The organism is Roseicyclus amphidinii, from assembly GCF_030163755.1.
GTDB lineage: Bacteria > Pseudomonadota > Alphaproteobacteria > Rhodobacterales > Rhodobacteraceae > Roseicyclus > Roseicyclus amphidinii.
The window spans coordinates 20139-30688 of sequence record NZ_JASJOE010000041.1 but is presented as its reverse complement, the minus strand read 5'-3'; the positions used below and the strand labels follow the sequence as shown (position 1 = coordinate 30688).

The window sequence follows — 10550 nt, the reverse complement described above, 5'->3', positions numbered from 1 at the left end:
GGTCGATCGCCGTCCGGGCCGCCGCACCGCTCACAGCAGCATGTCGGCCGGCATCACCGGCCGCACCTCGACCGAGCCGACCAGCGCGGCGGGCGACCGCCCGGCCCAGTCGATCGCGGCGTCGAGGTCGGGCACCTCGATCACGAAGTAGCCGCCCAACTGCTCCTTCACATCGGCAAAGGGGCCGTCCTCGATCAGCCGCGCGCCATCGCGCATCCGCACCGTCGTGGCCATCGCGGGCGGCAGCAGCCCGTCGCCCTTCACGATGATGCCCGCCGCGCGCATGGCGCCGATATAGGCCCCCCAGGCGCCCCAGTAATCGCCCATCTGCGCGGGGTCCTCGCGCTTTTCGAACTCGTCCAGCGGTTCGCGAAAGATGATCATGTATTGCATTTCTATGGCCTCCCTTGCGCGTTCAGTTCGACATGCCCGGCACCGCGAGATGCGGCACCACCACCACGCGACCGTCCCGAAGTGCCGCGGGCGCGGAGGCGGCGAGCGCCTCGGCCTCGGCATGGCTCGCGGCCTCGAGAATGAAATACCCCGAAAGCGCCGCGCCGTCTGCCTCGTCGATCATCAGGGGCGCGCCGCCGCGCACCGCGCCTGACGCGGCGAGTTCGGCGGAATACTCCGCCCAGAGCGTCCAATATGCCGCGCCGGCCGCGCCGACATCGCTGCGCAGCGCGATATCCTCGGGCGTCTCGTAGATGAGCATGGTGAAGGGTTCGGCCAGCGCCGGGCCCGTCAGGGCGGAAAGGGCCAGCCCGAAAAGGGTCGTGCGGATCATGTCGGTTGCTCCTGTCATGGACGACGGCACCGTGCCGTCATGACAGAGAGCCGCGGGAAGGGCGGATTTCGACAGGCACCGCGAAAAAACGTCTACCCCGCGAAGACCCGGTCAAGGGCCGCATCCAGCGGCGACCAGTCGTCGATGCCCAGCCGCACCGGAACCGTCATCACCTGCGAGCGCAGGGCGGGCGGAAGGCGCACGGCGTCCTTCTCGGTCGTCACCACCTGCGCGCCGATGCCCTTGGCCTCGCGCAGCATGCGCGACATCAGCGCCTCGGTCAGGGGCTGGTGGTCGCTCAGCGCATGGGTCGATTTCAGCTCGGCGCCCAGATGCTTCAGCGTGCGGAAGAACTTCTCGGGGTGGCCGATCCCGGCAAAGGCCAGCACCGGCAGCCCCGTCAGCGGCAGCCCGGTGGCCAGCGGCACCAGCGCCCCCTCCAACCGGGGGACGGTGACGGCCTTGCCCCAGCGGTCGGCGAACCGCGCCTGCCCCTCGGCATCGCCGATGGAGAGGAGCAGATCGGCCCGGCGCATCCCCGCCGCGACCGGCTCGCGCAGCGGTCCCGCGGGGATCACGCGGCCGTTGCCGAAACCGATATGCGCATCCACCACGATCAGCGACAGGTCATGGGCCAGCGCGCCGTTCTGGAACCCGTCGTCGAGCAGGATCGCCTGAGCCCCCGCCGCGACCGCCGCGCGCGCGCCCTCGGCCCGGTCCTTGGCCACCCATGTGGGCAGGAAGGCCGCCAGCAGCAGCGCCTCGTCCCCGGTCTGGTCGGCGCGATGCGCGCGCTCCTCCACCCGCACCGGCCCCTCGAGCGAGCCGCCATGCCCGCGCGTGACGGCATGGGCCGTGATCCCCCGCTCGGCAAGCCGCCCGGCCAGCGCGATCACCGTGGGCGTCTTGCCGGTGCCGCCCGCGTTCAGGTTGCCCACGCAGATCACCGGCACGCCCACCCGCGCCCGTGCGCCCCCTGCCAGCCGCCGCCGGGTGCCCGCGGCATAGACCGCGCCAAGCGGCGAAAGCAGCGCCGCGCGAAGCCCCGGCTCGAGATGCCAGAAAGCGGGCGGGCGCATCACGCGCCCTCCAGCTTGTCGAGCAGCACGTCGCGCGCCCGCTCGGTCACGTCCGCCCCGGCCGAGACCACCTCCCATGCCGCATGGGCCATCGCGGCGGCGCGGTCGGGCGACAACAGGTCGTCGACCGCCTCGGCCAGCGTCTGCGGCGCCGAGACCAGCCGCGCGGCGCGCGCCTCGGTCAGGCGCTGGTAGATGTCGACGAAATTGGTGACATAAGGCCCGTGCAGGATCGCCGAGCCAAGGGCGGCGGGCTCGAACGGGTTGTGCCCGCCGATGGGCACCCAGGAGCCGCCGACGAAACTGACCGTCGCAAGCCGATACCACAGCCCCAACTCGCCCATCGTGTCGGCGAGGTAGACCGCGGTTTCGCGCTCCGGCCCTTCACCGGCGGAGCGCCGGGTAAAGGCCCAGTCCCCGGCCTCGAGCAGCGCGGCGATGGCGTCGCCCCGGTCGGGGTGGCGCGGCACGAGGATCAGCAGGAGCCGCGGGTTCGTCCTGAGCGCGATGCGGTGCGCCTCGAGCACCTTTTCCTCTTCGCCCGGATGGGTCGAGGCCGCGACCCAGACCGGCCGCCCCCCGATCTCGGCGCGCATCACCGAAAGGTCCGCCTCGTTCACCGGCAGGGCCGCGGCGCCTTCCTTGAGCGTGCCGGTCACCTCCATCTTTGCAGGCAGCATGCCGAGGCGGCGCAGGTAGATCTCGGTCAGGTCGTCCTGCACCAGCGCGCGGTCGAACCGCCCCAGCAGGCTGCGCGCCATGCCGTGCAGGAAGCGCCAGCGGTCATGGCTTGCCTTGGACATCCGCGCGTTCAGCAGAACCATGGGCACGCCGCGCGCATGGGTTTCGCAGATCAGTGTCGGCCACAGCTCGCTTTCGGTCCAGACGGCAAGATCGGGCCGCCAATGGTCGAGGAACCGCCGCACGAAGGGGAGCGCGTCAAGCGGCACGTATTGGTGCAGCGCGCCTTCGGGCAGGCGATCGGCCATGACACCGGCCGAGGTGACGGTTCCGGTCGTGACAAGGATCGTGACGTCAGGCCGCTCGTCCAGCAGGGTGCGGATCAGCTCGAGCAGCGCCAGCGACTCGCCCACGCTGGCGGCGTGGAACCACACCAGCTGCCCCGCCGGGCGCGGCACCGCGGCGATGCCCCGCCGCTCGTCAAGGCGCGCGGCATCCTCCTTGCCCTCGGCCACGCGCTCGCGCAGCTTGCGCTCGGCGAAACCGCGGCCGAACCGCGCCGACCACGCGAGGTAGACGCCGAGGGCGAACGAGCCGGACATCGGGCGCGCTCAGCCGCCCGTCTTGTCGCTGTCCGGGCCCTCGGGCCCGTCCTCGAGAAGCCGATGCACATGCGCGATGAAATAGCGGGTGTGGGCGTTGTCGACGGTGCGCTGCGCCTCTGCCTTCCAGGCGTCGTAGGCGCTGGCGTAATCGGGGAACAGGCCGACGACATGAAGGTCGTCCATATTGCGGAACTCGGTCCCTTGCGGGTCGGTCAGCTCGCCACCGAAGACGAGGTGAAGGCGCTGGGTCATGGTCTGGGTATCCTGATGATCGGAGGGAGGCGGATCGCCGCGCACCCTAGGGATTGGCCCGCCGGGGTCAAGCGTGCGGGGTAAGGCATGCCTTACTCGCCCGCCGCGAGGCCGACGCCTAGACTTTTTCACGCAGGCACGGGGGGCTTACCTATCGTCACTCCCGTGTCGGCGACCATTTCGAGACCCGGATTTCACGCAGCCATGACCTTTCGTATCAGCCTCATCGCCGCCGCCGCGCTCCTCCTGCTCTCCGTGCTTGCGTCGCTCTCGGTCGCAGCGGCCCCGGTGGTGGCCTAACCGCGCGCCGCCAGAAGCGGTCCGTGCAGCGCCGCCCCCGCGGCCAGAACACCGGGCACCTGCGGCACCTCGGCGTTGAAGCGCAGCGGGGCACCGGCGGCATCGGTCACCTGCCCGCCCGCCTCGGCGATGATCAGCGCGCCTGCCGCGATGTCCCATTCCCATGTCGCGCGGAAACTCAGCATCGCGTCGAAGCGCCCTTCGCCCACCAGCGCCATGCGATAGGCCAGCGACGGGCGATAGACCCGCGTGACCTGCGGCACGCCGCGCGGCCAATGCTCTGCGGAGAGCGAGGGTTTCGTCGCCAGCACCACGGCCCCCTCCAGATCGGCGGTCGCCGAGGCGCGGATCGGATCGTCGTTCAGCGTTGCGCCGCCGCCCCTTGATGCGGCATAAAGCTTGCCGCGGATCGGCAGGTAGACCACCGCCGCGATCACCTCGCCGCCCTCGACCACGGCCAGCGAATGCGAAAAGGCCGAGCTGCCCTCGATGAACGCCCGCGTGCCGTCGATGGGATCGACCACGAACACGCGCTCCGCCGTCAGCCGCTCGGGGCTGTCGGGCGTTTCCTCGGACAGCCAGCCGTAACCGGGGCGCGCCGCACTCAGCCGGTCGCGCAGCATGTCATCGACGGCAAGGTCGGCCTCGGTCACGGGGCCGGTGCCGTCGGGCTTGTCCCATGTCTCGGGGTCGTCGCGGAAATAGCGGGCGGCGATCCGCCCCGCGCCCCGCGCCGCCTCGACCAGCAGCGCAAGGTCCTCGGCCGCGTCAGGCACCGGCAAGGGTCAGACCCTCGACCAGCAGCGAGGGCACCACGCGGCTCAGATGCGCGCGCGCGTCATTCGCGGGCCGGATCGTCCTGAGCATGTCGCGCAGGTTGCCCGCCACGGTGCATTCGTTGACCGGGTAGGCGATCTGGCCGTTCTCCACCCAGAAGCCCGAGGCCCCGCGCGAATAATCCCCCGTGGTCGGGTTGATCGACGAGCCGATCATCGATGTGATCAGAAGCCCCGTTCCCATCTCGGCCATCAGCCCGGCAAGGTCCGTCTCGCCCTGGGTCAGCGCCACGTTCCCCACGCTCGGCGACGGCGGCGAGGAGGTGCCGCGGCTCGCGTTCGCGGTCGAGGTCATCCCCAGCTTGCGCGCCGTGGCAAGGTCCAGCGTCCAGCCGGTCAGCACACCGTCCTCGACGATCGCGCGCCGCGCGGTCGGCAGCCCCTCGGCGTCGAAGGGCTTTGAGCCCGAGGTGCGCGGGCGGTGCGGGTCCTCGATCAGCGACAGGCCGCGGGGCAGAACCTGCTCGCCCAGCAGGTCACGCGCCCAGGACGCGCCGCGCACGATGGCGCTGCCGTTGGTGGCGGCCAGCAGGTGCCCGATCACTCCCGAGGAAATCCGCTCGTCGTAGATCACCGGGTAAGCGCCCGTCTTGGGTTTGCGCGCGCCCGCGCGGGCCACGGTGCGCTCGCCCGCGATGCGGCCGACCTCTTCCGGGGTCATCAGGTCGGCGGCGTGGTTGCGCCCGTCGCCGAAATAGTCGCGTTCCATCCCCAGCCCCTCGCCGGTGATGGCGACGCAGCCAAGCCCGTGGTCCGAGCGCTCGTAGCCGCCGGAGAAGCCGTTCGTCGCGGCCAGGTGGATGCGGGTGCGCGAAAACCCCGCGCTGGCCGATTGCACCTGCGCCACGCCCTTGATGGCCAGCGCCGCGGCCTCGGCCCGGCGGGCGGCATCCTCCAGCGCGGCGGGGTCGGGGTCTGCGCCCGCATCCGACATGTCGAGCGCGCGCCCGTCGCGGAGCGCGCTCAGCTGCGCCGGATCGGCAAGGCCGACGGTCGGATCTTCCGGCGCAAGCCGCGCCATGGCGACGGCGCGTTCGGCCATGTCGCGCAGCGTCTCGGCGCGCGTGTCCGAGGCCGAGACACAGGCCTGCCGCCGCCCGACCATGACGCGCAGCCCGATCTCGACCCCTTCCGAGCGTTCGGCCTGTTCCAGCGCGCCCGCGCGCACCCCGATGGACAGCGAGGTTCCATCGACGGCGATGGCGTCGGCGGCATCCGCGCCTGCGCGCCGTGCGGCGTCGAGCAGGGCTTCGGTCAGCGGGGCGAGAGGCTCGGACATTCGGGGCGGCACCTTTTGCACGGGATCAGCACCGGACCTAGTGCCGACCCGCCCCCGGCGCAAGGCGGACCGCGGCCCGCCCCCCGTTTGCACGGGGCGCGCGCGGGCCGGGCATGTGGGTCACTGCAACGGCACGCCGTTCGCCCGGATGCCGCCGCCCTCGGTGAACTCGATCGTGGTCTCCAGCGTGTCCGGCGTGGCACCGGGCCGGGTGAAGGCCCCCAGCATCCCGCGCGCCATGGCGAGCTGTTCTATCGGCACAAGCCCCGTGGATTGCAGCGTGTCCAGCAGCGCAAGCCCCCCCGACAGCCGCAGATCGACCGCGCCCACCGGCATCGGCACCGGGCCGGGCGCGAACTCGGCCTGCCCGCTGCCCGTCAGCCGCGCCCCCGCGGCCGAGATCTCCAGCTCGTTCAGGGTCATCTGCTGCAACTCGACGGGCGGCACCGCGGCGTCCATGTCGGCCGCCAAGAGGTTCTCCAGCACCCGCACGCTGCCGCTGAGATCGGCGATCACCGTCAGCGGGTCGCGCGGGAAGCTCTCGGCCGGATCGGCCATCGCCCAGATGCCCGGCCCGAGCACGATGTCGCGGTAGGCAAGGCGCATCGACACCGGTTGGCTGCCGCCGCCCGGCGCAAGCGGCACGCTGAAGGCGATCTCGGCGCTGTCGACCGAGAACTCGACCGGCACGGGGATATCGGCCCCCGCGAAATAGGTCGCGCTGCCCTCGGCCGCGACGCGGTAGGCCAGCGCGGTCTCCGAGATCTCCGCCGACAGGCTGCCGCCGTCGTTCGAGGCGATCAGCGTGAAGGCGTCGCGCGGATGCTCGAAGGTCAGCTCGACCGCGATGTCCTCGTACTCGAAGGCCCCGCTCACGTCGAAACCCGCCGGGATCGCGTCGGGGTTGGTGGCCAGCTCGGCGATGTTGCCCAGCCGCCCGCTGCCGGTTCCGGTCGCGGCCCCGGTGGACAACACCAGCTTCATCCGCCCTTCCTCGCCCGGCGGGGGCAGGATGTTCACCGCGCCCGCGATGGAGCCGAAGGACGAGCTGCTGTCATAGCCGAGGTTGTCGGGGTCGCTGGCATCGACCGTGTAGGTCGCGGCGACATCGGCGATGGACAGGGTCATGTCGATGGTCGGCGGCGCGCCGTTGCCGCCGGTGATCGGCCCGTCCTCGACCGTGACCATCGGCGCGGCGTAGCGGTAGGTGATGGCCTCGGGCGTGCCGCTGGCCGTCATCTCGAGGTCGGGGGCCGTCAGGACGATGCCGATGTTCACCGGCGGGTCGCCGAAGCCGGGCTCGAAGGTCACGGTCAGATCGTAGCGGTCCGAGATGTCGATCGAGACCGATCCGTCGCCCGTCTCGGTCATCACCAGCCTTTCGACGCGGCCCACGGTCGAGACCTCGCCGTCGCTGTAGCTGGCGGAAAACCCGTTCAGCGTCAGCGTGCCGTCGCCCGGCAGCACCTCGGCGGCGGTCATCACCTGCCCGGTTGCGGCAGCCTGGGATTGCCACTGCGCCCAAAGCTCCTGCGCGGTCAGCCCGAAGGCGGGACCGGCGGCGACAAGGGCGCAGGTGGACAGCGAGAGGGAAAGAAACCTGGTCATGGGCACGGACTCCATCCGAAGCTGGGGAATTGTCCCGATGTTCGCGGCCCGCCCCCCTTGGGTCAAGGGCGGGATACCCGGACACTGCGGGCGCAGGGGGCTGGCCCCGCGCGGCGCGGCGCGGTAGCTCTGGGCACACACCAGCGCAGCGCAGGGACCACAGGAGAGGGGAGCATGACGATGTCGCAAGGTCTGACCGGAAAGACCGTCGCAATCACCGGCGCAAGCCGCGGGATCGGGGCCGCCGCCGCCCGCGCCTTTGCCGAGGCAGGGGCGAATGTCGTGCTGATGGCGCGCGACCGCGAAGCCTTGACCGCGCTGGCGGGCGAGATCGGCAAGGCGGCGCTGGCCGTCCCCTGCGACGTCACCCGCTACTGGGAGGTGGAGGCCGCCCTTGGCGCCGCCGCCGACACCTTCGGCGGGCTCGACGTGCTGGTCAGCAACGCCGGCGTGATCGACCCGATCAGCCATATCGCCACGGCCGATCCCGAGGCATGGAACCAGCTCATCGACATCAACGTGAAGGGCGTCTTCCACGGTGCCCGCGCCGCACTGCCGCTGATGCTGGGCCGCGGCGGCGGCACGATCATCAACATCTCCTCGGGCGCGGCGGTCAACGCGCTGGAGGGCTGGAGCGCCTATTGCACTTCCAAGGCCGCGGTGAAGATGTTCACCGCCTGCCTGCACAAGGAACTGGGCGGGCAGGGCATCCGCGCGCTGGGGCTGTCGCCCGGCACCGTCGCCACCGACATGCAGCGCGAGATCAAGGCCTCGGGCGTGAACCCGGTCAGCCAGCTGGACTGGTCCGACCACATCCCGCCCGAATGGCCCGCCAAGGCGCTGGTCTGGATGTGCGGCGAAGAGGCCGACCCGTGGCTTGGCGACGACATCTCACTGCGCGACCCGGACGTGCGCCGCGCCGTGGGAGTCGGGTCATGATCGACTGCCAGCGCGAGGACGGGCTGTGGCGGATCACGCTGAACCGGCCGGACAAGGCGAACTCGCTCACCGCCGGGATGCTGTCGCGGATGGTCGACATCGTCATGGAGGCGACCGTCGATCCGCATATCAAGGCGCTGGTCATCACCGGGGCAGGGGACAAGGTGTTTTCCGCCGGTGCCGATCTCGACGAGGCGCGGGCGGGGCTGGCCACCTCGCAGCTCTGGGAACAGGTCTCGGGCGGGATCGCGGCGCTGCCCTGTCTCACCATCGCGGCCCTGAACGGCACGCTGGCGGGCGGGGCCTTCGGGATGGCGCTGGCCTGCGACCTGCGGCTGGCGGTGCCGAACGCGCGGTTCTTCTACCCGGTGGCGAAGCTGGGCTTCCTGCCGCAACCCTCGGACCCCGGCCGGCTGGTGGCGCTGATGGGTCCGGCGCGGGCGAAGCTGCTGCTTCTGGGCGGGCAGAAGTTCAGCGCCGACGAGGCCTATGCCTTCGGCCTGATCGACCGGATCACCGCGCCCGAGCACCTGTTGGAGCAGGCCGCCGAGATCGCCGGGGACGCGCTGGCCGGAAAGCCCGAGGTGCTCAGGCGGATCAAGGAGATGTGCGAGGGGCGTTAGGCGCTTGCTAGCGCCGCTTCCAGCCGCGCCGTGCGCCGGGGGTTTTCGAGTGGAAATCGGGCGGGCGTTTCGCCACCCAGGCGAGGAAAGCCGCCAGCCGCGGATGGGCGCGCAGCGCCTCGACGGTGTTGTAATTGCGGGCCAATTCGGCCTCGGAAAGGGTCGCGTGGATCTCGTTGTGGCAGATCTGGTGAAGAAGCACGGTCGGGCCGCCCTTGCCGCCCCTGAGCTTGGGCGTCAGGTGATGCAGGCTCTGCTTCGCGCCCTTCGGGATCGGGCGCTCGCAGAGCGGGCAGATGGGCAGGTCTTCCATGCCGGGGAAGTGTGGGGCCGGATCGGCCGGGGGCAAGGGCATGGCTGAGGCGGTCGACGCGCTGGTGATCGGGGCGGGGCCCGCGGGCCTGATGGCCGCCGAGGAGCTGGCGCGCGCGGGGCGCTCGGTGGTGATCGCCGAGGGCAAACCCTCGGCCGGGCGGAAGTTCCTGATGGCGGGGAAGTCGGGGCTGAACCTGACGAAAGACGAGGAATTCGAAGGGTTTGCGGCCGCCTATGGCGCGGCCGCGGAATGGCTTTCCCCGATGCTGCGGGACATGGGACCGGCCGAGGTGATGGCCTGGGCCGAGGCGCTCGGGCAGCCGGTGTTCACCGGCTCGTCGGGCCGTGTCTTTCCGGTGGCGATGAAGGCCTCGCCGCTGTTGCGGGCGTGGCTCAGGCGCGTTCCGGCGGAGCTGCGGCTGGGCTGGCGCTGGACCGGCTGGGACGGCGCGGGCTGGGTGTTCGAGACGCGGGAGGGGCCGCGGGTGCTGGCCCCGAAGGTGGTCGTGCTGGCGCTTGGCGGGGCGAGCTGGGCGCGGCTGGGCTCGGACGGGGACTGGGCCGGGAGGCTTGCTGAAAAGGGCGTGGAACTGGCGCCGTTCCGGCCCGCGAACATGGGGTTTCTGGTCGATTGGTCGCCGCATATGGCGGCGCATTTCGGCAGCCCGGTGAAGGGCGTTGGTTTGAAAAAATCCAACGGAACCAGTGTGATGGGGGAGTTCGTGGTCTCGGCCCGCGGGGTGGAGGGGGGCGGGGTCTACGCGGTTTCGGCGGAGGTGCGCGACGGCGCGGCGCTGGTGGTGGACCTGCTGCCCGACCTGGGTGTGGAGGAGGTCGCGGCGCGGCTGGCCGCGAGGCCGCGGAAGCGGACGGTGAGCCAGCATCTCGAGAAGGCCTTGAGGCTCGACCCGGTGAAGCGGGCGCTGTTGCAGGAATTCGGGCGGCCCTTGCCCGAGGGCGCGGAATTGGCGCGGTTTATCAAGGGGTTGGAGATCAGGCACCAAGGGCCGCGGCCGATGGACGAGGCGATTTCCACCGCGGGCGGGGTGACGCGCGCAGGCGTCGACGAGGGCTTGATGCTGCGGGCGCTGCCCGGCGTCTTCGTGGCGGGCGAGATGCTGGATTGGGAGGCGCCTACGGGGGGCTATCTCATCACCGGGTGCCTTGCGACCGGGCGCTGGGCAGGGCGGCATGCGGCGGGTTGGGGCACCTGAGGGTCGCATGCATGGGCCATACACATCCCGTA

At 71.2% G+C, this 10550-nt stretch carries 12 protein-coding genes; 3 read left to right on the top strand and 9 right to left on the bottom strand.

The window, feature by feature from the left end; genetic code table 11:
• Nucleotides 1-30 precede the first annotated feature (30 nt).
• The 8 genes from QQK83_RS13575 to QQK83_RS13540 all read right to left on the bottom strand — a co-directional run bounded on the left by QQK83_RS13575 (nucleotide 31) and on the right by QQK83_RS13540 (nucleotide 7427).
• A complete protein-coding gene (locus tag QQK83_RS13575; RefSeq protein WP_284265063.1) occupies nucleotides 31-384 on the bottom strand; it encodes a YciI family protein in 354 nt (117 codons plus the stop codon).
• 31 nt (nucleotides 385-415) lie between these two features.
• Nucleotides 416-787, bottom strand: coding sequence for a hypothetical protein (locus tag QQK83_RS13570; protein WP_284265061.1), 372 nt, complete (start codon nucleotides 785-787; stop codon nucleotides 416-418).
• 92 nt (nucleotides 788-879) lie between these two features.
• Complete coding sequence (gene lpxK / locus QQK83_RS13565) at nucleotides 880-1866, bottom strand: tetraacyldisaccharide 4'-kinase (RefSeq protein WP_284265058.1); 987 nt, start codon at nucleotides 1864-1866, stop codon at nucleotides 880-882.
• Nucleotides 1866-3149 (bottom strand): 3-deoxy-D-manno-octulosonic acid transferase, encoded by a 1284-nt coding sequence (locus QQK83_RS13560; protein ID WP_284265056.1) that lies wholly within the window; start codon nucleotides 3147-3149, stop codon nucleotides 1866-1868. Before QQK83_RS13560 ends, lpxK begins: the two co-directional genes overlap by 1 nt.
• Before the next feature lie 9 nt (nucleotides 3150-3158).
• On the bottom strand, nucleotides 3159-3404 hold the full coding sequence (locus QQK83_RS13555) for a DUF4170 domain-containing protein (RefSeq protein ID WP_284265054.1): 246 nt from the start codon (nucleotides 3402-3404) through the stop codon (nucleotides 3159-3161).
• Between the two features lie 296 nt (nucleotides 3405-3700).
• Nucleotides 3701-4486: an inositol monophosphatase family protein gene (locus QQK83_RS13550; RefSeq protein WP_284265053.1), complete on the bottom strand. Its 786-nt coding sequence runs from the start codon at nucleotides 4484-4486 to the stop codon at nucleotides 3701-3703.
• The gene (locus tag QQK83_RS13545) at nucleotides 4473-5819 is read right to left on the bottom strand and encodes a TldD/PmbA family protein (protein ID WP_284265051.1); all 1347 of its coding nucleotides are present in this window, start codon (nucleotides 5817-5819) and stop codon (nucleotides 4473-4475) included. The genes QQK83_RS13550 and QQK83_RS13545 overlap by 14 nt, the downstream gene beginning before the upstream one ends.
• A 120-nt stretch (nucleotides 5820-5939) precedes the next feature.
• Nucleotides 5940-7427 (bottom strand): DUF2125 domain-containing protein, encoded by a 1488-nt coding sequence (locus tag QQK83_RS13540; protein WP_284265049.1) that lies wholly within the window; start codon nucleotides 7425-7427, stop codon nucleotides 5940-5942.
• 180 nt (nucleotides 7428-7607) lie between these two features.
• Between QQK83_RS13540 and QQK83_RS13535 the strand changes: the two genes are divergently transcribed.
• Nucleotides 7608-8366, top strand: coding sequence for an SDR family oxidoreductase (locus QQK83_RS13535; RefSeq protein ID WP_284265065.1), 759 nt, complete (start codon nucleotides 7608-7610; stop codon nucleotides 8364-8366).
• A complete protein-coding gene (locus QQK83_RS13530) occupies nucleotides 8363-8989 on the top strand; it encodes an enoyl-CoA hydratase/isomerase family protein (RefSeq protein ID WP_284265047.1) in 627 nt (208 codons plus the stop codon). Before QQK83_RS13535 ends, QQK83_RS13530 begins: the two co-directional genes overlap by 4 nt.
• 7 nt (nucleotides 8990-8996) lie before the next feature.
• Here QQK83_RS13530 and QQK83_RS13525 read toward each other — a convergent pair whose 3' ends face one another.
• Nucleotides 8997-9302, bottom strand: a complete 306-nt coding sequence (locus tag QQK83_RS13525; RefSeq protein ID WP_284265044.1) for an HNH endonuclease — start codon at nucleotides 9300-9302, stop codon at nucleotides 8997-8999.
• A 40-nt stretch (nucleotides 9303-9342) separates the two neighbouring features.
• Here QQK83_RS13525 and QQK83_RS13520 point away from each other — a divergent pair, with 40 nt between their 5' ends.
• Complete coding sequence (locus tag QQK83_RS13520; RefSeq protein WP_284265043.1) at nucleotides 9343-10518, top strand: TIGR03862 family flavoprotein; 1176 nt, start codon at nucleotides 9343-9345, stop codon at nucleotides 10516-10518.
• Nucleotides 10519-10550: the final 32 nt, after the last annotated feature.